This is a genomic window from Cellulomonas jepli, from assembly GCF_047229345.1.
In the GTDB taxonomy this organism is placed as follows: domain Bacteria; phylum Actinomycetota; class Actinomycetes; order Actinomycetales; family Cellulomonadaceae; genus Cellulomonas_A.
Genome location: NZ_JBFTER010000019.1, coordinates 13,435 through 38,027, shown reverse-complemented (window position 1 = coordinate 38,027; position 24,593 = coordinate 13,435). Strand labels below are relative to the sequence as shown.

Genomic DNA, 24,593 nt, shown 5'->3' with positions numbered 1-24,593 from the left:
CGTCGACCCCTCCGCCACCCGCTCCCCGTCAGCCGCGCGAGTGCTGCGCGCTCGCCGTGACGTCGAGCCCCTCGACGAACCGTGCCGCGACGTCGGCCGTCCAGTGCAGCTCGGGCGGCAGCTGCACCGAGAGGTAGTCCCCGTCGCCCTCGGGCGCGAAGACCCCGAGGGTGCCGCCGGGCTCGCCGTCCGCGTCGAGCAGCTCGTAGACGAGCACGTCCCGGCCGTCCACCTCGAACGTCTCGGCGTCGATGCCGCTCGGCACGGACTCCTGGCCGACGAGGCTCGCGACGATCCGTCCCTCGAAGCTGTTCGGGTCGGCGCCGGGGTCGTCGCCGTCCGCGAGCACGAGGCTGCTGGGGTCCGACGACAGCACGTGCCAGCCCTCGGGGACCTCGGCGATGGTGAACCCGGCGGGCTGCTCGGCGGTGTACGCGACGAGCTCGGTGGCGGCGGCGGACGGTGCCGTCGACGTGAGCGACGCGGCGACCGCGGCCGTCACGGCGAACGCACCGACGACGCCGGAGCCGACGAGGCGCGTGCGGCGGCGGCGCGCGCGGCGGCCCCGGCTCACGTCGTCGTCCAGGGTCGCGGCCGAGGGGCTCACGTCGTGGGTGCTCGTCGCGCGGGTCATCAGGGTGGTCAGGTCGCTCATCGCAGGCTCCCGGCGGGGTGGGGGGTACGGACCAGAGGGGTGGGGAGGGTGTCGGGCCGGGGCCGGCCGGCCGGTCGCGGAGCCGCACCGTCGTCGGCGCGCAGCACGGGCCCGAGGCGGCGCGCGAGCTTCTCGAGCGCCCGGGCGGTCTGGCTCTTGACCGTGCCCTGCGTGCACCGCAGGGCACGGGCGGTGTCCGCGACGCTCAGGTCGTGGAAGTAGCGCAGCACGACCGCGGCCCGCATCCGCTCGGGCAGCTCGCCGAGCGCGGCGAACAGGAGCCGGGCGTCGTCGTCGGCGCCGCCGTCGCCGGTCGCACGGTCCGGGAGCTCCGGGCGGAGGTCCTCCCGCTGCCGGCGCGTCGTCCGCATCTCGTCGGTGAACGCGTTGACCAGGACGCGGCGCGCGTACGCGGTGCGGTTGTCCACGCCGCGCAGGCGCGGCCACGCGAGGTACAGGCGGGTCAGCGCGGTCTGCACCACGTCCTCCGCGGTGTGGGGGTCGCCCGCGGTCAGCAGCGTCGCGGTGCGGACCAGGAGCGGCCGGTGCTGCGCGGCCCAGGCCCGGAAGTCGTCGTCAGGTGTCATCGGGTGCTCTCCATCCGTTCATGCCCCTCAGACGGACCCGGGACCGCGATCGGTTGCATCCTCGCGCGACGCGACGCTCCCCCGGCAAACCCCTGGTGCTCCCCCGGCCCGCTGGGCCACCCTCGGGGCATGGTGCCCACCGACCGCCTCGCGCTGTTCGTCGTCGCGTCCGTCTCGCTGATCCTCGTGCCCGGACCGTCGGTCGGGTTCGTCGTCGCCACGACGCTGCGGCACGGGCGCCGGGCCGGGCTCGCCGCGACCGCGGGGGTCGAGGTCGGGTACCTCGTGCACGTGCTCGGGGCCGTCGTCGGGCTGTCCGCCGTGGTCGTCGCGAGCGCGAGCGCGTTCACGGCGGTCAAGGTGCTCGGCGCCGCGTGGCTCGTGTGGCTGGCCGTGCGGTCGTGGCGCGCGCGGACGCCGGGGACGCTGGGCGACACCGGGCCGGCGGACGGCGGGGCGGCGGGCACCGCCTCGTCGGGCACCACCTCGTCCGGCACCGCCGCACCGCGCACCGCCGGGCCTCGTGCCTCGTCGTCCGCTCCTGGGTCTCCCGGCACCCTGGGGCGCCCGAGCAGCCCGCCGGCCGCGCTCGGCGCCCGCTTCCGGGCGGGCCTGCTCGTGGGCGCGCTCAACCCCAAGACCGCGGTCTTCTACCTCGCGTTCCTGCCCCAGTTCGTGGTGCCCGCGGCCGGGCCGGTGTCGCTGCAGCTCCTCGAGCTCGGGCTCGTGTTCATCGTGCTCGCGTGGGTGCTCGACTCGATGTGGTGCGTCGCGGGAGGCGCGCTGCGGGACCGGCTGCCCACGTTGCGGCTGCGCGTGCTCGACCGGGTCTCGGCCGGCGTCTACGCCGCGCTCGCCGCCGTCACGCTCACCGCGCGCCGGGCGGCGGCGTGACGGCGCTGCCCCGGGTGCCCGACGACGCGCCGGGCGACGTCGAGGAGCCGCTCGCCGGCGGCAACGTGAGCGCGGGGGTCGTCCGGGTCGGCGACACCGTGCGCCGCCCCGCCGGGCCGTGGACGCCTGCGGTGCACGCCGTGCTGACCCGGCTCGCGGACGTCGGGTTCCGCCACGCGCCGCGCTCGCTCGGGCTCGACGACCGGGGGCGGCACGTCGTCGAGCACGTGCCCGGGGTCATGGCGCACCCGCTGCCCGACGGCGTGACCGCGCCCGGGCTCGCCGACGTCGGTCGGCTCGCACGCGACCTGCACGACGCGCTCGACGGCTGGTCCCCACCGCCCGACGCCCGGTTCCAGCGCGTGATCCCGCCCGACCGCGAGGACCTCGTGATCCACCACGACCTGGCGCCGTGGAACCTCGTGCTCGCCGAGGACCGGCTCGTGCTCATCGACTGGGACGGCTGCGGCCCGGGCACCCGCACGTGGGACCTCGCCTACGCGGCGCACGCGTTCGTCCCGCTCGCCCCGGCCGACGCCGGCGGGCCGGGGACCGACGCCGCCGCGGCGGGGCTGCGTGCGCTCGCCGACGGGTACGGGCTCGACGACGCGGGCCGCGAGCGCCTCGCGCGCACGCTCGCGCCGCGGACGTGGAGCATGCACACGCTGCTCGAGCACGGGCACCGGACGGGCACGCAGCCGTGGGCGCGGCTGTGGGACGAGGGCCACGGCGGCTTCTGGCGGCGCGACGCCGAGTGGGTCGAGGAGCACGCGGCGGCGCTCCGTGCGGCGCTGACCGCCTGACGGCGCGCAGCCAGGCGCCGGGTCAGGCCGCCCCTGCAGTGAAGCGCCGCGTCAGGCCGTCCCTGCAGCGAGGCGCGGGGTCAGGCCGTCCCTGCGCGGCGCCGACGCAGCACCGCGGCCGTGACGGCGGCGACCACGCCCGCGCCGACCGCGACCCCGACCAGCACGAGCAGCGCGCCGACGAGCCACAGCCCGGTCTCGTCGGCGCTCGCCGTGACCGACCACGCGACGGTGAACGCGAGCGTCGTCACGACGACGGTCACGGGGCCCCCGAGCTTGACCGTCCCCAGGACCACCGCGACGACGAGGCTGACCACGCAGCCGAGCACCTGCCACGCCTCGTACGGCCCGGACGCGACCCCGGTCGCCGGGTCGACCTGGTAGGTCGTGTCCCGACCGAGCCACGCGAACCAGCACGCGGCGGCCAGGACCGCGAGCGCCACCACGCGCACCGCACGGTCGGCGCCCCTCGGTCCCGGCGTCGTCCCTGCTGCGCGCGGACCGGCCCCGCCGGCGCCGGACCCGCCCGGCCCGCGGCCGCCCGAGGTTCCCGCGCTGTCGTCCGACGCTGCCACACGTGCCTCCCGAGGTCCCTGCGGCCGGGCGCCGCCCGAGGACCGCACCTACGCTGAACGCCAGGCCGCAGCACGGGCCGAACCGCAGACCGAACCGTACGGGAGCCCCGCCATGGACGTGTCGACCCCCGTCTGGATCGCGACGATCGCCTTCATCGTGGCGCTGCTCGCGTTCGACTTCGTCTTCCACGTGCGCAAGGCCCACGTGCCGACGCTGGGCGAGGCCGCGCGCTGGTCGGCGATCTACGTCGGCATCGCGATCGCGTTCGGCATCGGCGTGTGGGCGTTCGGCGGGCACACGATGGGCGCCGAGTACTTCGCGGGGTACGTCACCGAGAAGGCGCTCTCGGTCGACAACCTGTTCGTCTTCCTGATCATCATGCAGAGCTTCAAGGTGCCGAGGGCCGACCAGCAGAAGGTCCTGCTCTTCGGGATCGTGTTCTCGCTGATCGCCCGGACCGGGTTCATCCTCGTCGGAGCGGCGCTGATCAACCGGTTCGCCGCGGTCTTCTACATCTTCGGCCTGATCCTGCTGCTGACCGCCGGGAACCTGCTCAAGCCGGAGTCCGAGGACAGCCACACCGCCGACAACATCATGGTCCGGCTCGCCCGGAAGCTGTTCCACTCCACCGACTACTACGACGGCGACAAGCTGTTCACGATCAAGGACGGCAAGCGGGCGCTCACGCCGATGCTGCTGGTCATGGTCGCGATCGGCGGCACGGACATCCTGTTCGCGCTCGACTCGATCCCCGCGATCTTCGGGCTCACCCAGAACGTGTTCCTCGTGTTCACGGCGACCGCCTTCTCGCTGCTCGGCCTGCGCCAGCTCTACTTCCTCATCGACGGCCTGCTCGACCGGCTCGTCTACCTCTCGTACGGCCTCGCGGCGATCCTCGCGTTCATCGGGGTCAAGCTGATCCTGCACGCGCTGCACGAGAACAACCTGCCGTTCATCAACGGGGGCGACCCCGTCCCGGTCGTGGAGGTCAGCACGCCGGTGTCGCTGGGCGTCATCATCGGGACGCTGGTCGTGACCGTCATCGCGTCGCTGACGAGCGCGAAGGGCCGGGCCCAGAACTCCGTCGCGGCGGCCCGGCGGCACGCGACCGAGTACCTCGAGACCGAGAACGACCCGGCCTACGAGGAGGAGCTGTTCACGCGCCTCCTGCGCGAGGAGGAGCAGCTCAAGGCGCTGCCCGAGAAGTACCGGGCCCGCATCCGCTCGGAGCGCGAGCTCATGGAGCTGCTCCAGCGCGCGCACGCGGAGCACGACGAGGCCGTCTCGACCGGCTACCTGCCGCCCGCGGGGGGCTGAGCGCGCGACGCGGGCGGCTCCAGGACGCCCGGCGCCCCCGCCCCCGGGGCGTCCGGCTCAGCCCCAGACGCTCAGGACGACCGAGACCAGCACCAGCTTCAGCAGCCAGTCACCGGCGTGCAGCGCGGCGAGCCGCCACGGCACCTTCTCGTGCACGACCGAGCCGGTCAGCAGCACGACGGGGAAGCCGACCCAGAGCACGAGGCCGAGCAGCGCACCGGCCGCCCAGCCCTCGACGCCCCCGAGCGCGACGAGCGCAGCGACGACTGCGGTCACCACGAGCGTGCGCAGGACCTCGACGGGCATCATCCACGCCGGTGCGGGTCCCGTGGCGCCGCTGCCGAGCCGCTCGAGCCGGCCCCCGAGCACCCCGTAGTACACCGCCGTCGCGACGAACCCCGCCACCGTCGCCCCGAGGACGGGGAGGATCTCGATGTCGTCCATCACGCGCTCCGCTCGTCCGCCCGTCGTCCGTCACCCCGGCAGACCGGCGTGCGGGCGCGAACTCATCGCGGCGCCGGCACCGCGGCCCTGGCACCCAGCTCCCGGGAGGTCCGCGGGGCACCTGGGCGCGCGGGCCCGCTGAGCTCAGCGGCCCTGCAGCTCGCCCGGGTCGGGCGTGCGGAACGGCGGGTCGTCGAGCGTCCCGGGGCGGAGCCCGTCCTCGTCGGTCGCCTCGGTGTCGCCGTCGGGCACGCGGTCGGGCTCCTCGCCCTCGACCCCGAAGCCGTCGGCGGGCGCGGGGGCGCCGGCCCCGGCGTCGGCCGCCGGGACACCGGGGTCGGGTTCTCCGTGGGGCAGGAACGGTGCAGCCATCGACATGCCGCCCACGATGCCGCCGGGCGGCGGGCGCCGCGCGCCGTGGACGCCGCGTGCGCCGAGAGTTCGCCCGCCCGTCACCTCGTCGTCACGGCCGCCGTGCGGCCCGTGGGAACGAGGCTCGTGAACGTGCGGCCCGCGGACGCACGGCTGGTGGCGTCAGCCCCGGCGCAGCTCGCGCACCGTGCCCGGCCCGTCGCCCGAGACGGCCCCGCTGTCGACGTGCGTGAACCCCTCCGCGGTCAGGCCGTCGAGGAACCGGCCGCTCAGCTTCCGGGGAGCCCGGACGAGCGCGACGTCGCTGCCGTCGGCCTGGTGCTGCTGGCGCGCCGTCAGGACGTCCGCGGCGGGCGTCCCCTCGGCGTACAGGACGGCGACCCGGCGGCGCGTGCTCGGCACGTCGGGCACGAGGTCGATGATCCGCTCGAAGCCGATCGAGAACCCGCACGCCGGCACGTCGCGCCCGAGCCACTTGCCGACGACGGAGTCGTAGCGCCCACCGCCCGCGACCGACCCCGGGGACGACGGGTGCGTCATCTCGAAGATGGGGCCGGTGTAGTACCCCATGCCGCGCACGAGCGAGACGTCGAACGCGACGTCGGCCCACGGGGCGAGCTTCGCGACGGTCGCGACGATCTCCGGGAGGTCGTAGAGGCTGACCTGCACGTCGGTGCCGTCGACCGTGAACGCGCCGTCGCGCAGCGGGGCGTCGTCGAGCCCGGTCTGCGACTGGAGCGCGGTGACCGACGCGAGGAGCCGCTCGACGGTCTCGCCGGACGCGAGCCCGCGGCCCTCCAGCTCGGCGGCGACGCCCGAGGCGCCGATCTTGTCGAGCTTGTCGAGCGCGATGAGCGTCTCGGCGGACCGCTCGGGGGCGATGCCGACGGCCGCGAGCAGGTCGAGCAGGATGCGCCGGTCGTTGATCCGCAGCGTGATGCCCTCGGCGAGGCCCAGGTCCTCGAACGCCGCGAGCGTCGCGACGACGAGGTCCATCTCGGCGATCGTGCCGGGCTCGCCGATGATGTCGATGTCGCACTGCGTGAACTGGCGGTAGCGGCCCTTCTGCGGGCGCTCGGCGCGCCACACCGGGCCGGTCTGCAGCGCGCGGAACACGGTCGGCAGCTCGGCCGCGTGCGACGCGTAGAACCGGGTCAGCGGCACGGTGAGGTCGTAGCGCAGCGCGAGGTCGACCGCCTCGGCCGGGTTCACGGGGGTGCCCGAGTCGAGCCCGCGCTTCATGATCTGGAAGAGCATCGACTCGTTCTCGCCGCCCTGGTTCGAGCGCAGCCGCTCGATGGGCTCGACCGCGGGGGTCTCGATCTCGGTGAACCCGAACCGGCGGTACGTCGAGCGGATCGAGCCGAGGACGCGCTCCCGCTTCTCCTTCTCCGCGGGCAGGACGTCACGCATGCCGCGTGCGGGAACAGCTGCTCTGGCCATGACCGCCAGGGTACCGGCGGCGGCACGGCCCCCTCCGCGGCGCCCGCGGGCGCACACCCCGCCCGAGCCGCGCAGGAGCAGCGCAGGGACCGGGGCCGGAGACCGACGACCGAGGTGTCAGAGGCCCATGTCGAGCTCGGGCTGGGGTCGCCCGAGGAGGTACCCCTGCACGAGCCCGCAGCCGACCTCGCGCAGCGCCGCGAGCTGCTCGAGCTCCTCGACGCCCTCCGCGACCACGCCGATGCCGAGGTCGCTCGCGAGCGAGAGGACCGCCCGCACGACGGCGAGCGACGCGTCGTCGTCGGGCAGCGCCATGATGAACGTGCGGTCGATCTTGATCTGGTCGACGGGCAGCGCCTGGATCCAGGCGAGCGTCGAGTAGCCGGTGCCGAAGTCGTCGAGCGAGATCTTCACGCCCATCTGCCGCAGCTCGCCGAGCCGCTCGACGGCCCCGGGGATGTCGACGAGCGAGCGGCTCTCGACGATCTCGAGGTGGAGCTGGTCGGGCGTGATCGCGTTCGCGGTCAGGGCGCCGCGCACGGCGGGCAGCAGGCGCGGGTCGACGAGGGTCGCCCCCGCGAGGTTCACCGCGACGTGCATCGCGCGGCCCGACTCCTCGCACCAGCTCGCGAGCGTGCGGCACGCGGCACCGAGCGCCCACAGGTCGAGGTCGGTGACGAGCCCGGCCTCCTCGGCGAGCGGCAGGAACGCACCGGGGGCGAGCAGCCCGAGGCGGGGGTGGGCCCAGCGCAGCAGCGCCTCGCCGCCCACGACGTCGCCGGACTCGGACGGCCCCGACACGTCGACGACCGGCTGGAAGAAGAGCCGGAGCTGGTCGTTGGTGATGGCGCTCGACAGCTCGGCCTCGAGCGACGGGACGACGCCGCGCTTGACGAGCCCCCCGGCGACGGCGACCTGGTTCCGGCCCCGCTGCTTCGCCTGGTACATCGCGGAGTCGGCGGACGCGAGGAGCTTGTCGCCGCGCCCGTCGGGCCCGGCGTGCAGCGAGATGCCGATGCTCGCGGTGATGCGCAGCTCGCGGCCGTCGATCCGGAACGGCTTGTCGAGGGACTCGATGATGTCGATCGCGATCCCGACCGCGTGGTCCTCGCCCGAGACGGACGGCAGCACGACGGCGAACTCGTCGCCGCTGAGGCGCCCGAGCACGTCGCCGTCGCGCACCCGCTCGCGCAGCCGCGCACCGACCTGGCGCAGGAGCTCGTCACCCGCCGCGTGGCCGAACCCGTCGTTGACGTACTTGAACCGGTCGAGGTCGCAGAACAGCACCGCGACGGTCCGGTCCGCCGGGGTCGCGCGCAGGCAGTCGTCGAGCGCGCGCGCGAAGAGCACGCGGTTCGGCAGGCCCGTGAGCGCGTCGTGCTGCGACTGGTGGTGCACGGTCGCGAGCAGCCGGGCGTTCTCGAGCGCGGTCGCCGCCTGGTCGCTCAGCCCCTCGAGCCGGGTCAGCGCCTCGGCGAGCGTGGCGGTCCCCACCATCGACCGGGGCCAGCTCGCGGTCGCGATGCCCATGAGCGAGTCGCCCGCGAGCAGCGGCACGACGATCGCCGACCGGGCGCCGACACCCCGCAGCAGGGCCGCGACGACGGGGCTCGCCGTGCCGACGTCGAGCACCAGGGGCTCGCGGCGCGTGATGAGGCCGGCGAGCTCCGGCACGTTGTCCATGCGGATCGTGGCGTTCGCGAGCACCTCGGTCTCGTGCGGCTCGTGCCCGTGCGAGGCGACGGACCGCAGCGACCCGGTCGCGGCGTCCCACAGCATGACGCCCGCGCCCCGGCACCCGACGATGCCGGGCATCGCCTGCACGACGACGGTCGCGGCGGCGAGGGTGTCCCGCGCGCCGGCGAGCGAGTGGGCGAGCGCGAGGAGCGCCGTCGCGCGGCTGGCCTCCCGGCGGCTGTCCTCGAGCGCCGTCAGCAGGTCGAGCGCGGCGGCGGCGTGGCGCGCGTAGGCCTCGAGCAGGTGACGGTCCTGGTCGAGCCCGCGCTGCCCGGGCCCGAACACCGCCGCGAGCTTCCCGTGCGCGTGGCGCGTCGAGGCGACGTCGACGACGACCGCCCGCGCCCCGAGGTCGTCCCCGCGGCGCATCGCGTCGGCCAGCTCGCGCGCCTCGTCCGCGTCGAGGCCGCTCGAGCGCACGACCGGCTCGTCGCCGTCCTGCCCCTCGACGACCAGCAGGTACGCGGGGGCGAGCAGCGCGCTCGCGGCCCGGTCCGTGATCCGCTCGAGCACCGCGTCCACGTCGTCGCTGCTGACCAGGTCGGACGCCGCGAGCTGGAGGTCCTCGAGCTGGGCACGCAGCGCGCCGAGCTCGACGCTCTCGTCGGCCCGGCGCCGGAGCAGCGCGAACCGCCGGTAGCGGGGCCACCGGATCGTGTAGACGCAGTGCGGGTGCCCGTCCGACTGGCACGCCTCGTGCTCGACGACCGCCGCGGGCAGGTCGAACAGACGCGGCACGGCGGACATGAGGCCGCGTGCGTAGTCGCAGTCGAGCCGCGAGTGCTCGTAGCCGTCGTGCAGGCGGTAGTGGACCGTCGCGGACGTCGCGTTCAGGCTCACGATCCGCAGGGTCGACGTGGACGTGAACTTCGAGACCGCACGGGGCAGCTGGCGGTACACCTCGCGCGGGCTGCCGAGCGTGCGCAGGAGCAGCACGAGCGCGTGGTCGAGGCCGTTGGCGATGGCCGTGACGCCGACGTCGAACATCGCGCCGGGGTCGCCGAGCACGTCGACCGCGGCCTGGAACAGCCGGATCCGCGTCCGGTAGTCGATCCAGTGCGCCATGTCGTCGACGTGCGCCGCGAGCTCGGGGGCACCGGCGCGCTCGAGGACCGCCTGGACCGCGGCGTCGCCGCCGTGCGCCCGGACGTGCCGGAAGAGCAGGGTCGTCGTCCCCCCGGACGTCTCGCGTCCTGACGTTGCGTGCTCTCCGGTGGTCTCCATCGCGTGAGGCCTCATCGGTCCCGAGCGGCGGAGTTCAAGGGCTCGACGTCCGCGGGTGAGGGTGAAGCGCCGATCTCACCCGGCCGCCGGGGCCGTGCGCCCGGGACGCAGCAGCGCGGCCGCTCCCCGGGTGGGGGGCGGCCGCGCTGCGGGACCGTGAGCGGCGACGCGTCAGGCCGGCGAGCCGACCGCGGCGACGCCCGAGTCCTCGCTCGACGCCGGCTGGTCGCCCGCGCCCGGGTCGCCCGTGACCGGGCCGGTCGTCGGCGTCTGGCGGGCGACCGAGCCCGCCGGGAGGTGCTTCTCCGGGACCGGTGCGTCGCCCGACGCGCGCTGGACGCGGTAGTAGGTGCGGGCCTCGTCCTGCCGCTCGCGCTCGGCGCCCGACGCGATCGCCGCGCGCACGTGCTCGGGCCCGTACCCGAACGCGTCGACCAGGTCCTGCGCGTGGGGCCGCAGCCGCGCGAGCAGCCGGTCGATGTACGACGTCACGGTCCGCGCCCGCCCGGCCGACATCCGGCCGTTGATCAGGTACCACGCGAGGTTGCGCTCGACGAGGCTGAGCCCGAACAGGTCGCGCAGCCACGTGAGCACCTGGCGCGTCCCGGCGTCCTCGGTCTGCGCGAGGGCCGACGTGAACGCCTCCCACTGGATGAGCTCGGCGTGCGCCCGCGCCGTCTCGATGAGCTCGTGCTGGTGCGCGTTGAACAGCGCCGCGGCTGCCTCCCTCGACGAGCGCGACGCGGGGCGCAGCGCCTGCGCGAGGTCCGCGACCATCGTCTCGACGCGGTCGGTCAGCAGCTCGCGCTGCGTCGCCGTCTCGCGCAGCTGGCCCGCGGACCGGCGCGCGTCGCCCGCGTCCGTGAGCGTCTGGACGGCCCGCAGGAGCGGCGTGCGGTGCAGCGCGGCGTCGGCCGCCCGGCCCGCGACGTACCGCGCGACCGCGCTCGCGTCGACGTCCTTGAACGCCTTGCCGTAGTCCGCGAGCAGACGCTTCGCGACGAGCTGGAGCAGGACCGTGTTGTCCCCCTCGAACGTCACGTACACGTCCATGTCGGCACGCAGCGACACGAGCCGGTTCTCGGTGAGGAAGCCGGCGCCGCCGCACGCCTCGCGCGCCGTCTGCAGCGCGTCGAGCGCGAGCCACGTCGACTTCGGCTTGAGCGCCGCCGCGAGGGTCTCGAGGTCCTGGCGCGTGTCCTCGGTGTCCGCGCGGCCCGAGAAGACGTCGTCGAACGCGCTCAGCAGGTGCTCGTGCGCGAACGCCGACGCGTACGTCTCCGCGAGCAGCGGCAGCAGGCGGCGCTGGTGCTCCGCGTAGTCGAGCAGCACCATCTCCTCGGTGTCGGACGCCGCGGTGAACTGCCGCCGCTGGTTGCCGTACGTGACCGCGGTGATGAGCGCGAGCTTCGCGACGTTGACCGCCGCACCGTCGAGCGACACCCGGCCCTGCACGAGCGTGCCGAGCATCGTGAAGAAGCGGCGACCCGGGCTCGCGATCGGCGAGGAGTAGGTGCCGTCGGCCGTGACGTCGCCGTAGCGGTTGAGCAGGTTCGCCCGCGGCACGCGCACGTGCGTGAAGTGCAGGCGCCCGTTGTCGATGCCGTTGAGGCCGCCCTTGAGGCCGTCGTCCTCGCCCCCGACGCCCGGCAGGAACTCCCCGGTCTGCGGGTCGCGGATCGGCACGTAGAGCGCGTGCACGCCGCGGTTCACGGGCCGGCCGCCCTCGCCGTCGGGCGTGATGAGCTGCGCGAAGACGACCGCCGCGGTGCCGTGCTGCGCGGCGTTGCCGAGGTAGTCCTTCCACGCCGCGCGGAACGGCGTGTGCAGGTCGAACTCCTCGGTCGCCGGGTCGTACGTCGCGGTCGTCCCGATCGACGCCACGTCCGAGCCGTGCCCCGTCTCGGTCATCGCGAACGCGCCCGGGACCTCGACGGACATGGCGTCCGGCAGCAGGCGCGCGTGGTGGTCGGCCGTGCCGAGGTGCATGATCGCGGACGCGAACAGGCCCCACTGCACGCCGGCCTTGATCTGCAGCGACGGGTCCGCGACGACCAGTTCCTCGAACCGCGACAGGCTGCCGCCGTGGTCCGAGCGGCCACCGAGCACCTCGGGGAACGCGCGCAGCACGTCGGCCTCGGCGGCGAGCTGCTTGAGCTGGCCCAGGACCCGCTCGCGGTGCTCGGCCATCGACTGGCCCTCGATCCGGTGGAACCGCGGGTCCCCGGCGACCGCGCGCGCACCGCGGCGGAGCTCGGCGTAGCGGCCGAGCAGCTGCTCGCCGAGCGCGGCGACGTCGACGGCCGGGGTGGCGTCGCCCGGGGCGGCGTCGCGCTGGGGGCCGGCGGCGGGGCGGTCGGGACGGGCTGCCGGACGGTCGGTCGTGGCGGTCATCGGGACTCCTCGGTCGGGGTGTGAGGTGCGGGCGCGGGGCCGGCGTCGGGGATGGTGGCGTCGGGCGCGGGGGTGCGGTCGGGGGCGCGGGTGCGCTCGCGGGCGAGGAGGCCGACGGGCCCGGCCCACAGCCACGCGGCGACGGACGCGGTCAGCACCTCGCGCGTCGGGGAGCCGGGGGCGCCGCGGTTGGCGAGCCAGCGCTCGCCCGCGCCGCGCACGAACCCGACGGCGCCCGCGGCCCACGCCTCGGCGAGGGCGAGCTGCTCCGGGTCGGGGCCGCCGTCGTCGTCCGCGAGCGCGTGGGCGAACGGGGCGGCGACGAGCGCGGTCACGGAGTCGAGGAAGTGCCCGAGCGGCCCGCCGGACTCGACCGAGCCGTCGCGCGTCACGAACGCGTAGACGTGCGGGGAGTGCTCGATCATCTCGAGGTAGACAGCGACCATGCCGCGCAGCCCGTCGCGCGGGGTCGGGGCGATCCGCAGCACGGCCTCGAGCGCGCCCTGGATCTGCAGCACGACGGCCTCGGCGACGGCGATCTGCAGGCCGGTCTTGTCGCTGAAATAGCGGTAGACGATCGACTTGGAGGTGCCGGCGGCGGCGGCGATCTCCTCCATCGAGACGTCGGGTCCCTGGTGGTGGACGGTCCGGCGGGCGACGCGCACGAGCTCGGCGCGGCGGGCCTCGCGGTGGTCGGCCCAGCGCGTCGAGCGACCGTCGGGGGCGGCCTCACCACCGAGGACCGGGCGCGCGGACTCGTCGGCCCGCCGGTAGCGGTCCGCGTCGGGCGGGGCCTGCGGGGGGCGCTGGGGCTGCTGCCCGGGGCGGACGGTGCGCAGCGGGTTCGCGCCGAGCGGACGCGGCTCGCGCACCGTCGGGGAGGACGGTGCGCGGCGGCCCGTCGGCGTCGACGGATCAGGTGTGATCGGGCTCACGAAACCGACGGTATCAGGTACTGTGGGTTCTGGACATAGCACGGGGTGTCGCGCACGACCCGGGACCGACGTCCCGGCCGGCCGCTCCCCCACCCGCAGCACCGGCACGACCCCCGACGCAGCACCGAGCCTCGACCCCAGCGACGACGCGAGAGGAACGCCATGGCAGCCACCCGCTCCCCGGCCCCGACCCCCGCCCCCGACCACCAGCAGGGCGGCACCCCGCGCCGGGCGCTCGTGCTCGGCGGCAACCGGATCCCGTTCGCCCGGGCCGGCGGCAAGTACGTCCGCGCGAGCAACCAGGACATGCTCACCGCCGCGCTCGACGGGCTCGTCGCCCGCTACGGGCTGCAGGGCGAGCGCGTCGGCGAGGTCGCCGCGGGCGCCGTGCTCAAGCACAGCCGCGACTTCAACCTGACGCGCGAGTCGGTGCTCGGCTCCGCGCTGTCCAACGAGACCCCCGCGTTCGACCTCCAGCAGGCGTGCGCCACCGGGCTCGAGACCGTCGTGCTGCTCGCCAACAAGATCCGCCTCGGCCAGCTCGAGTCCGGGATCGCCGGCGGCGTCGACTCCACGTCCGACGCCCCGATCGCCGTGAGCGACCGCCTGCGCCGGGTGCTGCTCGACCTCTCGCGCGCCACGACCCCGCAGCAGAAGCTCGCCGCGCTCGCCCGGCTGCGCCCCGGCGACCTCGCGCCGTCGGTCCCCCGCACGTCCGAGCCGCGCACCGGGCTGTCGATGGGCGAGCACCAGGCGCTCACGACCGCCGAGTGGGGCATCACCCGGGAGGCCCAGGACGAGATCGCGCTGCTCAGCCACCAGCGCCTCGCCGCCGCGTGGGACGCCGGGTTCTTCGACGACCTCGTGACCCCGTACCGCGGGCTCACGCGTGACGCGAACCTGCGCGCCGACACCTCGCTCGAGAAGCTCGCGAAGCTCAAGCCGACGTTCGGCCTGACGCTCGACACGCCCGCGACCATGACCGCCGGCAACTCCACGCCGCTGACCGACGGCGCGTCGACCGTGCTCCTCGGCTCGGAGGAGTGGGCCGCCGCGCACGACCTCACGCCGCTCGCGAGCGTCGTCGACGCCGAGACGGCCGCCGTCGACTTCGTGCACGGCGTCGACGGGCTGCTCACCGCCGGGGTGTTCGCCGCGCCGCGCCTGCTCGCCCGCAACGGGCTCACGCTCGACGACATGGACTACGTCGAGATCCACGAGGCGTTCGCCGCGACCGTCGCGGTGACCCTCGGCGCGTGGGAGTCCGACGAGTTCTGCCGCACCCGCCTCGGCCTCGACGGCCCGCTCGGCAAGGTCGACCGCAGCCGGGTCAACGTGCACGGCTCGTCGCTCGCCGCCGGGCACCCGTTCGCGGCGACCGGCGGGCGCATCGTCGCGACGATCTCCAAGGAGCTCGCGCGACGCAAGGCCGCGAACGGCGACGGCCGGCCCGTGCGGGCCCTCATCTCGGTGTGCGCCGCGGGCGGCATCGGCGTGACCGCGATCCTGGAGGCAGCGTGACCGACACCTACCTGAACCTCGTCAACTCGGGGTTCACGAAGAAGATCGCGAAGCAGCTCGGGCTGCCCCGGCCCGTCCCGCTGCGGCGCCACCAGCCCGGCCGGCCGCTCGTCGACGGGCCGGTCCTCGTGCTCGGCACCGGGGAGGACGCCGACACGGTCGCGCACGTGCTCGCGGGGACGGCAGCGCTGAGCGGCGCGTCGCTCGCGCCCGGCTGGGACCTCGACGTGCGCCGGCACCCCGCGCAGGGCGAGCGGTACGCCGCCGTCGTGCTCGTGCTCACCGGGCTCACGCACCCCGACGAGCTCGCGGCACCCGTGCTCGCGCTCGGGTCGACGCTCCAGGGCCTCGCGCCGCACGCGCGCGTCGTCACGGTGTCCCGGCCCGCGACGCCCGACGACGGCCCCGCGGTCGCCGCCGCGCGCCAGGGCGTCGACGGGATCCTCCGCTCGGTCGCCAAGGAGCTGCGCAACGGGGCGACGGGCAACGGCGTGGTCGTCGCCGACGGGGTCCCCGTCACCGCACCGAGCGTCCTCGGGGCGCTGCGCTTCTTCCTGTCGGCCCGGTCGGCGTTCGTCGACGGCCAGCTGCTCGCCGTCGACAGCGACGGCGGCTCGCTCCCGCTCGACTGGGACCGTCCGCTCGACGGCCGGGTCGCGGTCGTGACCGGCGCCGCGCGCGGCATCGGCGCGGCCATCGCGGAGACCCTCGCGCGCGACGGGGCGACGGTCGTCGCCGTCGACATCCCGGCGGCGGGCGAGCAGCTCGCGGCCGTCGCCAACAAGGTCCGCGGCACCGCCCTGCAGCTCGACGTGACCGCCGAGGACGCCGGGACCCGGATCCTCGAGCACGCGCGCACCCGGCACGGCCGGCTCGACGTCGTGGTCCACAACGCGGGGATCACGCGCGACAAGCTCCTGGTCAACATGACGCCCGACCGCTGGGACCCGATCGTCGCGGTGAACATCGCCGCACAGCTGCGGATCAACGAGCAGCTGCTCACGTCGGGCGACTTCACCGAGGAGCCCCGCATCGTCGCGCTCGCGTCGACGTCCGGCATCGCGGGCAACCGCGGCCAGACGAACTACGCGGCGTCCAAGGGCGGCGTCGTCGGCATGGTCCGCGCGACCGCTCCCCTGCTCAGCGCGTTCGGGGGGACGGCCAACGCCGTCGCCCCCGGGTTCATCGAGACGGACATGACGGCGAAGATCCCGGCCGTCACGCGGCAGGTCGCGCGGCGCCTCAACTCGCTCCAGCAGGGCGGGCAGCCCGTCGACGTCGCCGAGGCCGTCGCGTTCCTCGCGTCGCCGCAGGCCGGGGGCGTCGTCGGCCGCACGCTGCGGGTGTGCGGGCAGAACCTGGTGGGCCAGTGACCGCTGCGGGCGGCACCTCCGCGGGCCGGGACCTCGCGCAGGACCTCGCGGACCTGCGCGAGGAGGTCGTGCTCCCCGGGGTGCCGTCGCTCGGGCGGCTCTACGCGCGCGGCGCGGCGTCGTCCGGGCGGCTCGCGCTCGCCCGGCGGCTCGGGCGAGGGCCCGTCGACCTGCCCGAGGTGGCGTACCTCGTCGCAGGCGTCCAGCCCGACGCCGCGCACCTCACCGCCTACCAGCACCTGCTCGGCGAGACCGCGTCGGACGTGCTGCCGGCGGGGTTCGTGCACGTGCTCGCCTTCCCCGTCGCGACCGCGGTCATGGCCCGGCCCGACTTCCCGCTGCCGCTCGCCGGGCTCGTGCACCTCGCGAACGAGGTCACGCAGCACGTGCCGCTGCGCCTCGGCCAGGCCGTGGACGTGCGGGCGTGGGCCCAGGGGCTCGCGGCGCACCGCACGGGGACGACCGTCGAGCTCGTGACCGAGGTCCGGCTCGCCGGCGCCGCGCGCGAGCTCGGCGAGGGGCCGGTCGCGTGGCGCGGGGTCTCGACGTACCTCGCCAAGGGCACGCACCTCGTGCGGGCGGGCGGGGCCGACGGCGGCGAGACCCCCGGCGAGGCGCGGCCGGCGTTCGTGCCGCCCGTGCCCACCGCACGCTGGGAGCTCGACGCCGGCACCGGGCGCCGGTACGCGGCCGTCTCGGGCGACCGCAACCCGATCCACCTCTCCGCGGTGTCCGCGAAGGCGCTCGGCTTCCCGCGGGCGATCGCCCACGGGATGTACACGGCGGCGCGCGCGCTCGCGACGGTCGGCGCCGAGCGGGGCGACGCGTTCACCTGGTCGGTCGAGTTCGCCAAGCCCGTCCTCCTGCCCGGGTCCGTCGCGGTGCGGGTCGCCGCCGACGGCGAGCCCGGCGACGGCTTCACCTACGCGGGCTGGCACGCCCGCACCGGCAAGGTGCACCTCACGGGGTCCGTCCGGCCGCTGTGACGCACGCGTCGGCAGGTCCCGCCCGAGCACCTCTGCGGGACCTGCCGACCCGCCCCGCGCTCACCCTCCGGCGGGGCTCAAGCGACGGACCGCACGCGCCGAAGACCCTGCGTACGCAGGACGGCGGCGGAGGGTTCAGGCATGTCGATGCACGGTACGGATCGCGCCGAGGGCGCCACCACGCCCCAGGCGGGCTGGTACCCCGACCCCGACCCCGCCGGCAACGGCGTCCGGTGGTGGGACGGGCAGGGGTGGACCGAGCACGTGAGCGCGCCGCCGGAGCCCGCGAGCGCCGGGACGACCTCGCACGGGTACGACTCCGCCGCGCGGACGGCCGCGGGCGCGCACCTGAGCCCCGGGCAGACGGGATCCGACGCCCAGGCGCGGTTCGGCGGGCAGGCCGGGTTCGGCGGGCACACCGGGCTCGGCGGGCAGACCCCGTTCGGCGAGCAGACCGGGCTCGGCGGGCAGACCCAGTTCGTTGCGCAGGCGCCGCTCGGTGCGCAGGGCTTCGGAGCGCAGCCTGGGTTCGGCGCGCAGGGCGGGCTCGGTGCGCCGTCGGGCTTCGGTGCGCAGCCCGGGTTTGACGCGCAGGGCGGGCTCGGTGCGCCGTCGGGCTTCGGTGCGCAGCCCGGGTCCGGCGCGCAGCCCGGGTTCGGCGCGCAGCCCGGGTTCGGTGCGCAGCCCGGCTTCGGTGCGCAGCCCGGCTTCGGTGCGCAGGCTGGGTTCGGCGCCGCGCCCGGGCAGGCCGGCGGGTGGCAGGCCGGCCCCGCGGCGTTCGGCGCCGGTGCGCCCGGTCCCTACCTCCCGGGTCCGAAGCCCACGAACGGCCTGGCCACCGGCGCGCTCGTCGTGAGCATCGCCGTGGTGGTGGTCGGCTTCCTCACGGGCATCGCGTACGCCTTCGTCCTCTCGCTCATCCTGTCGGTGAAGGCGCTGCAGAGGTCGAACGAGATCGCCCGGGAGGGGCACGGGGCCGTCGGGCGCGCGCGTGCGGTGTGCGCGCTGGTGATCTCGGGCCTCGTGCTGCTCGACGTCGTGCTCAGCGCGGTGCTGCTCCGAGGCGTGTGAGCAGCCGGTCGCGCACCGCGGGCCACTCGTCGGCCAGCACCGAGAAGTAGGCGGTGTCTCCGCGGGAGCCGTCGGGCGCGACGCGGTGGCTGCGCAGCACGCCCTCCGGGACCGCGCCGAGCCGCGTGATCGCCGCGACCGAGCGGGTGTTGCGGGCGTCGGCCCGGAGCGCGACGCGCTGCATCCCCCACTCCTCGAACGCGTGCCGCAGCATCAGGTACTTGCATGCCGGGTTGTTCGACGTGCCCCACCAGCGCGGCGCGAAGTACGTGTGCCCGACCTCGACGCGGGCGAGCTCGGGCGCGAGGTCGTAGAACGAGGTGCTGCCCCGGACCTCGCCCGTCCCGGCGTCGAGCGCCGCGAGGGCGACGCGTCCCGGCGTCGCGACGGCGGCCTCGACGTGCGTGCGCATCGCGTCGACCCCGCGCGGGACGGGCGTCGTCATCCCGGCCCAGATGCGGTCGTCGACGAACGCCGCGAGCCCCTCGGCGTGCTCGGGCGCGAGAGGGACGAGGCGGACGCCGAAGCCGTCGAGCGTGAGGTCGTGCAGCACGCTGCACAACCAAGCACACAAGACCGGCGGCGGGCGACCCGTTTCGCCTCGCACGCCGCCGCCCGACGGCCGAGGACCGCGAGCACCCACCGGTCCTGGCTCGTGACCGCCCGACGGCTCACGCCACCCGACCGCCCGGCCGTGACCGCCCGACGGCTCAGGCCACCCGACCGCCCGGCTCAGGACCCGGGACCGCCCGCCGGGGCACCGCGACCGGCCCGGAGCACGCGTCGGCGCAGGACCCGGTGCACCACCCCGAGCCCGAGCACGACGGCCCCCGTGAGCACCGCGCCGACGGGCAGGGTCACGACGAGCGCGACGCACCCGACCAGGCCGACGACCGCGAGCGCGCGCGGGTAGAGCCGCTCGGCAGCCGGCTGGGTCAGCGCGGACGCGTTCGCGACCGCGTAGTAGAGCAGCACGCCGAACGACGAGAACGCGATCGCCCCGCGGAGGTCCGTGACGACCACGAGCACCGCGACCGCGCAGCCGACGGCGACCTCGGCGTGGTGCGGGACGTGCGAGCGAGGGTGCACGGCCGCGAGCCAGTGCGGGAGCTCGCTGTCGCGGGCCATCGCCAGGGCCGTCCGCGAGATGCCGGCGACGAGCGCGAGCAGCGCGCCGAGCGACGCGGCGACCGCGCCGGCCCGGACGAGCGGCGCGACCCACGGTGCCCCCGGCGCCCCCGCCTCGGCAGCCGCCGCCAGCGGGGTGCTGCTCGCGGCGACCCCGTCGGGCCCGAGCACCGCGAGCACCGTCACCGCGACGACCGCGTAGACGACGACGGCCAGCGTCAGCGCGAGCACGATGGCGCGCGGGATGGTGCGCGCCGGGTCGCGGACCTCCTCCCCCATCGTCGCGATCCGCGCGTACCCGGCGAACGCGAAGAAGAGCAGCCCGGCCGACTGCAGCACGCCGTGCACCCCGGCCGACGCGAGCCCGTCGCCGAGGGAGGGCGCGTCGACCCGGACGCCCGTGCCCGCGAGGCTCGTGACCACGAGCGCCGCCAGCACCGCGAGCACGAGCACGACGAGGACGCGGGTCAGGGCGGCGGTCCGGGTCACCCCCCGGCAGCCCACCGCCGTGACGCCCGCGACGACGACGACCGCGAGCGGGCGCTGCCACGTCACGGGGACCGCGTAGGACGCCACGGCGAGCGCCATCGCGGCGCACGACGCGGTCTTCCCCACGACGAACGACCAGCCCGCGAGGTAGCCCCACCAGGGGCCGAGGCGTTCCCGCCCGTAGACGTAGGTGCCGCCCGAGACGGGGTGCACGGCGGCGAGCTGGGCGGACGAGGTGGCGTTGGCGAAGGCCACGACGGCGGCGACCACGAGCCCGACGAGGAGCGCGCTGCCCGCCGCACGGGCCGCGGGCGCGACCGCCGTGAAGACGCCGGCGCCGAGCATCGAGCCGAGCCCGAGCACCACGGCGTCGCGCGTCCCGAGGCGTCGCGCGAGCACCGGTGAGCCACATGCCGCCGGACCTGCCACCGTCGTCCTCCTGTCCCGTCGCCGTGGTCAGCCCACGCGCTCGTGCTGAGTCTGCCTACAGTGGACCAGGACCTGGCACTCGTCCCGCTCGGGCAGCACGACCTGCTCACCCGGCCGGCGTCACGTGCCGGGCCGACGGTCAGCGGTCGCGCCGATCGAGGGGGGTAGGCGCATGGACGGCACGAGCGCGCCCTCGCCCGGTCGCGGACAGCGGCCCGACGTGGACGCCCAGACCGGCACGCCCGCGTCGGGTGCCTGGCCGGTCAGCACCTACGTGGCCGTCGCGCTCGCGCTGCTGCTGCTCGCGACCGCGCTGGGCCTGGGGTTCGCGTACCAGACCAACGCCCAGCGGGCCCGGGAGGACGCGACCGACGCCCTGCGCGCCGACGCCGAGCTCGCCGCGTGGACGGTCACCCAGTCGGTCGTCTCCGCGCGCGCCCAGGTCGAGTCGCTCGTCGCGGCCCCGGGCCTGGCCACGCTGCTCGACGACGGCACCGGCTGCGTGCTGCCGCCCGCCGGGGCGGCGATCCTCGCCGAGGTGCGCGTCTCGCTCGTGACCGGCGCAGGGGACGTCGCGTGCACGTCGCGGCCCGAGCAGGTGGCCGCGCAGCCCGGTCTGCACGCCGGCAGCGAGTGGCTCACGCGCACCCTCCGGACCTCGTCGACGCAGGTCCTGTGGGGGACCGAGGACCCGGCGACCGGTCGGCCCGCGATCGTCGTCGCCCGGTCGTTCCCGTCCGACGACGCGGGGGGCCGGGCCGCAGCGGTCCTGGTCCTCGACGTGGAGAGCGCCGCCGCGGACCTCGGCTCGATCCTGGGGCTCGGGCCGGACGCGTCGGTGGGGATCGTCGAGCGCGGCACCGGGCGGGTCGTCTCGGCGTCCGGGCGCGAGCCGGGGGAGCTCGTCGGTGCGGTCGTGGACCCGTCGCGCGACTCGGGCGAGACCAGTCGGCCGGACGGTGTCGCGCGGCTGTTCGCGTCGACGGACATCGAGCCCGCGGGCTGGCGCGTGTACCGGGGCGTCGAGACGACGTCGGTCGTCGCCGAGGCACGGCAGACCCTCTCGACCTTCGTCGTCCTCGGCTCGCTCGCCCTGCTCGCCATCGTCGTGCTCGGGTGGCTCGCCCAGCGCCGGGTCGCGCGCCCGCTGCGTGCGCTCACCGCCGCGGTCACGGACGCACGCACCACCGGCTCGGCGGCGGGCGCCCAGGTCGTGGTGGCCGGCCCCGCGGAGCTCCGGCAGCTCGCGCGGGAGTTCACCACGCTGCTCGACATCCGGGCCGGCCACGAGGCGCGCCTCGCCCACCTGGCGACGCACGACCGCCTGACCGGGCTGCCGAACAAGGACCTGCTGCGCGAGCGGCTCACCCGCGCGCTCGACGGCGCGAGCGGCGGCGGCCGGGTCTCGGTGCTGTGCGTCGGGATCAACCGCTTCCAGACGATCAGCGACAGCCTCGGGCACGACGGCGCCGACCGGGTCCTCGTCGAGGCCTCGGCGCGCCTGAGCTCCGCGCTGCGGCCCGGCGACCTGCTCGTGCGCGAGGGCGGGCACGACTTCATGGTGCTGGGCCGCGACCTGACCGTGGACGGTGCGGTGGTGCTCGCGCAGCGGCTGCTCGCGGCGCTCGCCGAGCCGGTCGGGATCGGGAGCGCGGGGATCGTGCTGACCGCGGCGATCGGGATCGCGCCGCAGGACCACGACTCCGCGCCCGAGCGGCTGCTGCGCGAGGCCGACACGGCGATGGGCCGCGCCCGCGAGCTCGGCATCGACTGGGCGGTGTTCGACGCGTCGATGCAGCGGCGCGCGACGCGCTACCTCGAGACCGAGCAGGCGCTGCGCCGCGCGCTCGCCGACGACGAGCTCGTCGTGTACTACCAGCCGCTCGTCGAGGTCGCGTCGGGCCGGATCACCGGCGCGGAGGCGCTCGTGCGGTGGAGGCACCCGACGCGCGGGCTCGTCGCGCCGCTCGAGTTCGTCCCGGTGGCCGAGGAGACGGGCCTCATCTCGGCGGTCGGCGAGGTCGTGCTGCGCACCGCGTGCGAGCAGGCCGCCCGGTGGTGCGTCGACGGCCACCCGCTGCGGATCTCGGTCAACGTCTCGGGTGCGCAGCTCCAGGACGGCGCCTTCGTGCCGCTGGTCGCGGACGTGCTGCGCAGGACGGGGCTGCCCGCCGAGCGGCTGTGCCTCGAGGTCACCGAGTCGACGCTCGTCCGCTGGGCGACGCACGGGCGCGAGAGCCTCGACCGGCTGCGGGCGACCGGCGTGCTGCTCTCGATCGACGACTTCGGGACGGGCTACTCGTCTCTGTCGTACCTGCAGGACCTGCCGATGTCCGAGCTCAAGATCGACCGCTCCTTCGTCGCCCGCCTCGCCCGGGACGCCCGCGACCTGCACCTCGTCGAGGCCGTGCTCGGCATGGCCCGGGCGCTCGGCCTCGGCGTGGTCGCGGAGGGCGTCGAGTCACCGGACCAGCACGCGATCCTGCGCCGGCTGGGCTGCGACCGGGCGCAGGGGTTCCACTTCGCGCCGCCGCAGACGGCCGCCGCCTTCGGCAGGCTGCTGCGTGACCGGGACAGCGAGCCCGACCTGGAGCAGACGCGCGCGTGAGCTCCGGCCGGTCCTCGACCGGTCCCGCGGGGTCGGTCGGTCGGTCGGTCGGTCGGACGTCGTCGGGGGCTGGTCGGGGTCCTCGGCTGCCGCGCCCGACGAGCCGCGTCAGGCGGGCTGGGCGGGCCAGGCTGGTCGGGCGGGCCGGTCGTGCCGGGCGACCGACGGGGCTCGTCCGGTCAGTCGAGCGCCGGACCGCACGCCGCGGCCGTCGCCGCGAGGCCGTCGAGGCCGTGCAGCGGGATGAGCGGGCGGGTGTCCTGCGCGACGACCCAGCAGCCGTCCTGCACCGCGTACCGCGTGCCCGGGCCCTCGGCGAGGTACGCCGCGACCCCGGCGACGAGCCGGTCGACGGCCTCGGACGGCGTGCCCACGCCGACCGACGCGCGGATGGCGCCGTCCGCCGCACCGAGGCGCTGGAGCAGGGGGTGGGCGCAGAACCGCCCGTCGCGCACGCCGATCCCGTGCTCGGCGGCGAGGTAGGCGGCGACGAGGCCCGGGTCGTGCTCGCCGACCGTGAACGTCACGACCCCGACGGGCTCGCCGGAGTCGGGCCAGATGCGCACGACCCGCACCCCGTCGAGCGCAGCGAGGCCGTCGACGAGCCGGGCGCGCAGCGCGGCCTCGTGCTCCTCGAGCGCACCGGCGGGGAGCCCCGCGAGCACCTCGCACGCCTCGGCCAGCGCGATCGCGCCGACCACGTTCGGCGACCCGGCCTCGTGCCGCGCGGGCGCGGGCTGCCAGATCGTGCGGTCCGCGCGCACGTCCCGCACCGCGCCGCCGCCCGCGAGGTACGGCTCGCCCGCGTCGAGCCAGTCGCGCCGGCCCACGAGCGCACCCGCACCGAACGGCGCGTACGTCTTGTGCCCCGAGAACGCGACGTAGTCGGCCCCGGTCGCGGCGAGGTCGAACCCGCGGTGCGGGACGAGCTGCGCGCCGTCGACCACGACCCGCGCACCGGCGGCGTGGGCCAGGCGCACCACCTCGTCGAGCGGCAGCGCCTCGCCCGTGACGTTCGACGCGCCGGTGAGCGCGACGAGCGCGTGCGGCTGCGCGGCGAGCTCGCGGGCCAGCACGTCGAGCGTCTCGGCGACCGTCCCGGCGATCGGCACGACGGTCGACGCGCGGTCCGGGCCCTGGCCCCACGGCAGCAGGTTCGCGTGGTGCTCGACGTCCAGCACGAGCACCCGGCCCGGGGTCCCGTCGGCGCCCGGCGGGACGACGCCCGCGAGCAGGTTGAGGGCGTCGGTCGTGTTCCGGGTGATGATCGCGACGTCGTCCGCGCGGGCCCCGACGAACCGGGCGATCGTCTGCCGGGACGCCTCGTACAGCGCGGTCGACACCTGCGAGAGGTAGCCGGCGCCGCGGTGCACGGACGCGTAGAGCGGCAGGACCTCGGTGACGCGCGCCGCGACGGCCTCGAGCGCGGGGGCGCTCGCCGCGTAGTCGAGGTTGGCGTAGGTGCGGCTCGTGCCGTCGAGCAGGGGCACCTGGGTCCCACCCCCGACGACGGGCAGGAGCCCGTCGAGCGGCGTCGTCGCACAGGCGGTGGCCTCGGTGATCACGGACATGGTGCTCCTCGACAGGTCGGTGGGGACCCGTGGTGA

General features: G+C 76.0%; 20 protein-coding genes. 8 read left to right on the top strand and 12 right to left on the bottom strand.

Features of this window, described 5'->3' with window-relative positions; genetic code table 11:
• Window positions 1-28: 28 nt before the first annotated feature.
• Together AB6N24_RS06810 and AB6N24_RS06805 are read right to left on the bottom strand one after the other, a co-directional pair.
• Window positions 29-655, bottom strand: a complete 627-nt coding sequence (locus tag AB6N24_RS06810; RefSeq protein ID WP_412868669.1) for a hypothetical protein — start codon at window positions 653-655, stop codon at window positions 29-31.
• Window positions 652-1,242: a SigE family RNA polymerase sigma factor gene (locus AB6N24_RS06805; RefSeq protein ID WP_412868668.1), complete on the bottom strand. Its 591-nt coding sequence runs from the start codon at window positions 1,240-1,242 to the stop codon at window positions 652-654. Before AB6N24_RS06805 ends, AB6N24_RS06810 begins: the two co-directional genes overlap by 4 nt.
• A gap of 129 nt (window positions 1,243-1,371) precedes the next feature.
• Here AB6N24_RS06805 and AB6N24_RS06800 point away from each other — a divergent pair, with 129 nt between their 5' ends.
• A complete protein-coding gene (locus AB6N24_RS06800; RefSeq protein ID WP_412868667.1) occupies window positions 1,372-2,136 on the top strand; it encodes a LysE family translocator in 765 nt (254 codons plus the stop codon).
• Entirely contained in the window at window positions 2,133-2,939 is an 807-nt protein-coding gene (locus tag AB6N24_RS06795) for a phosphotransferase (RefSeq protein WP_412868666.1), read from the top strand. Before AB6N24_RS06800 ends, AB6N24_RS06795 begins: the two co-directional genes overlap by 4 nt.
• Before the next feature lie 80 nt (window positions 2,940-3,019).
• On the opposite strand, the gene AB6N24_RS06790 is transcribed toward AB6N24_RS06795, so the two are convergent.
• Complete coding sequence (locus tag AB6N24_RS06790; RefSeq protein ID WP_412868665.1) at window positions 3,020-3,382, bottom strand: hypothetical protein; 363 nt, start codon at window positions 3,380-3,382, stop codon at window positions 3,020-3,022.
• Between the two features lie 244 nt (window positions 3,383-3,626).
• On the opposite strand from AB6N24_RS06790, the gene AB6N24_RS06785 reads away from it, so the two are divergent.
• On the top strand, window positions 3,627-4,832 hold the full coding sequence (locus tag AB6N24_RS06785; RefSeq protein WP_412868664.1) for a TerC family protein: 1,206 nt from the start codon (window positions 3,627-3,629) through the stop codon (window positions 4,830-4,832).
• Between the two features lie 57 nt (window positions 4,833-4,889).
• Here AB6N24_RS06785 and AB6N24_RS06780 read toward each other — a convergent pair whose 3' ends face one another.
• The 6 genes from AB6N24_RS06780 to AB6N24_RS06755 all read right to left on the bottom strand — a co-directional run bounded on the left by AB6N24_RS06780 (window position 4,890) and on the right by AB6N24_RS06755 (window position 13,381).
• Window positions 4,890-5,276, bottom strand: coding sequence for a DUF1761 domain-containing protein (locus AB6N24_RS06780; protein ID WP_412868663.1), 387 nt, complete (start codon window positions 5,274-5,276; stop codon window positions 4,890-4,892).
• Window positions 5,277-5,420: 144 nt separating this feature from the next.
• Window positions 5,421-5,654 (bottom strand): hypothetical protein, encoded by a 234-nt coding sequence (locus AB6N24_RS06775; protein WP_412868662.1) that lies wholly within the window; start codon window positions 5,652-5,654, stop codon window positions 5,421-5,423.
• A gap of 156 nt (window positions 5,655-5,810) precedes the next feature.
• Window positions 5,811-7,091, bottom strand: coding sequence for a histidine--tRNA ligase (locus tag AB6N24_RS06770; RefSeq protein WP_412868661.1), 1,281 nt, complete (start codon window positions 7,089-7,091; stop codon window positions 5,811-5,813).
• 117 nt (window positions 7,092-7,208) lie between these two features.
• On the bottom strand, window positions 7,209-10,052 hold the full coding sequence (locus AB6N24_RS06765; protein WP_412868660.1) for an EAL domain-containing protein: 2,844 nt from the start codon (window positions 10,050-10,052) through the stop codon (window positions 7,209-7,211).
• Between the two features lie 171 nt (window positions 10,053-10,223).
• Window positions 10,224-12,446, bottom strand: coding sequence for an acyl-CoA dehydrogenase family protein (locus tag AB6N24_RS06760; RefSeq protein WP_412868659.1), 2,223 nt, complete (start codon window positions 12,444-12,446; stop codon window positions 10,224-10,226).
• Window positions 12,443-13,381, bottom strand: a complete 939-nt coding sequence (locus tag AB6N24_RS06755; protein WP_412868658.1) for a TetR family transcriptional regulator — start codon at window positions 13,379-13,381, stop codon at window positions 12,443-12,445. Before AB6N24_RS06755 ends, AB6N24_RS06760 begins: the two co-directional genes overlap by 4 nt.
• Before the next feature lie 162 nt (window positions 13,382-13,543).
• On the opposite strand from AB6N24_RS06755, the gene AB6N24_RS06750 reads away from it, so the two are divergent.
• From AB6N24_RS06750 to AB6N24_RS06735, 4 genes are all read left to right on the top strand, one after another.
• Window positions 13,544-14,902, top strand: a complete 1,359-nt coding sequence (locus AB6N24_RS06750; RefSeq protein ID WP_412868657.1) for an acetyl-CoA C-acetyltransferase — start codon at window positions 13,544-13,546, stop codon at window positions 14,900-14,902.
• Window positions 14,899-16,275 carry a 3-oxoacyl-ACP reductase gene (locus tag AB6N24_RS06745; RefSeq protein ID WP_412868656.1) on the top strand — a complete coding sequence of 459 codons (1,377 nt, stop codon included), beginning with the start codon at window positions 14,899-14,901 and terminating at the stop codon, window positions 16,273-16,275. Before AB6N24_RS06750 ends, AB6N24_RS06745 begins: the two co-directional genes overlap by 4 nt.
• Entirely contained in the window at window positions 16,272-17,261 is a 990-nt protein-coding gene (locus tag AB6N24_RS06740; protein ID WP_412868655.1) for a MaoC/PaaZ C-terminal domain-containing protein, read from the top strand. The genes AB6N24_RS06745 and AB6N24_RS06740 overlap by 4 nt, the downstream gene beginning before the upstream one ends.
• Before the next feature lie 141 nt (window positions 17,262-17,402).
• Window positions 17,403-18,332: a DUF2510 domain-containing protein gene (locus tag AB6N24_RS06735; protein ID WP_412868654.1), complete on the top strand. Its 930-nt coding sequence runs from the start codon at window positions 17,403-17,405 to the stop codon at window positions 18,330-18,332.
• Here AB6N24_RS06735 and AB6N24_RS06730 read toward each other — a convergent pair.
• Window positions 18,304-18,885 carry a GNAT family N-acetyltransferase gene (locus AB6N24_RS06730; RefSeq protein WP_412868653.1) on the bottom strand — a complete coding sequence of 194 codons (582 nt, stop codon included), beginning with the start codon at window positions 18,883-18,885 and terminating at the stop codon, window positions 18,304-18,306. The two genes, AB6N24_RS06735 and AB6N24_RS06730, sit on opposite strands and share 29 nt — an antisense overlap.
• A 179-nt stretch (window positions 18,886-19,064) precedes the next feature.
• Window positions 19,065-20,348, bottom strand: coding sequence for an APC family permease (locus AB6N24_RS06725; protein WP_412868652.1), 1,284 nt, complete (start codon window positions 20,346-20,348; stop codon window positions 19,065-19,067).
• Between the two features lie 250 nt (window positions 20,349-20,598).
• On the opposite strand from AB6N24_RS06725, the gene AB6N24_RS06720 reads away from it, so the two are divergent.
• Complete coding sequence (locus AB6N24_RS06720) at window positions 20,599-22,986, top strand: putative bifunctional diguanylate cyclase/phosphodiesterase (RefSeq protein ID WP_412868651.1); 2,388 nt, start codon at window positions 20,599-20,601, stop codon at window positions 22,984-22,986.
• Between the two features lie 179 nt (window positions 22,987-23,165).
• Here the strand turns inward: AB6N24_RS06720 and AB6N24_RS06715 are convergent, their stop codons facing one another.
• The gene (locus tag AB6N24_RS06715) at window positions 23,166-24,557 is read right to left on the bottom strand and encodes an aminotransferase class V-fold PLP-dependent enzyme (protein WP_412868650.1); all 1,392 of its coding nucleotides are present in this window, start codon (window positions 24,555-24,557) and stop codon (window positions 23,166-23,168) included.
• Window positions 24,558-24,593: the final 36 nt, after the last annotated feature.

Bases quoted from the DNA above. Each gene is read 5' to 3' on its own strand.
- AB6N24_RS06810 (WP_412868669.1), bottom strand. From the start codon at position 655: ATGAGCGACCTGACCACCCTGATGACCCGCGCGACGAGCACCCACGAC.
- AB6N24_RS06805 (WP_412868668.1), bottom strand. From the start codon at position 1,242: ATGACACCTGACGACGACTTCCGGGCCTGGGCCGCGCAGCACCGGCCG.
- AB6N24_RS06800 (WP_412868667.1), top strand. From the start codon at position 1,372: ATGGTGCCCACCGACCGCCTCGCGCTGTTCGTCGTCGCGTCCGTCTCG.
- AB6N24_RS06785 (WP_412868664.1), top strand. From the start codon at position 3,627: ATGGACGTGTCGACCCCCGTCTGGATCGCGACGATCGCCTTCATCGTG.
- AB6N24_RS06780 (WP_412868663.1), bottom strand. From the start codon at position 5,276: ATGGACGACATCGAGATCCTCCCCGTCCTCGGGGCGACGGTGGCGGGG.
- AB6N24_RS06775 (WP_412868662.1), bottom strand. From the start codon at position 5,654: ATGTCGATGGCTGCACCGTTCCTGCCCCACGGAGAACCCGACCCCGGT.
- AB6N24_RS06770 (WP_412868661.1), bottom strand. From the start codon at position 7,091: ATGGCCAGAGCAGCTGTTCCCGCACGCGGCATGCGTGACGTCCTGCCC.
- AB6N24_RS06765 (WP_412868660.1), bottom strand. From the start codon at position 10,052: ATGGAGACCACCGGAGAGCACGCAACGTCAGGACGCGAGACGTCCGGG.
- AB6N24_RS06760 (WP_412868659.1), bottom strand. From the start codon at position 12,446: ATGACCGCCACGACCGACCGTCCGGCAGCCCGTCCCGACCGCCCCGCC.
- AB6N24_RS06750 (WP_412868657.1), top strand. From the start codon at position 13,544: ATGGCAGCCACCCGCTCCCCGGCCCCGACCCCCGCCCCCGACCACCAG.
- AB6N24_RS06735 (WP_412868654.1), top strand. From the start codon at position 17,403: ATGTCGATGCACGGTACGGATCGCGCCGAGGGCGCCACCACGCCCCAG.
- AB6N24_RS06715 (WP_412868650.1), bottom strand. From the start codon at position 24,557: ATGTCCGTGATCACCGAGGCCACCGCCTGTGCGACGACGCCGCTCGAC.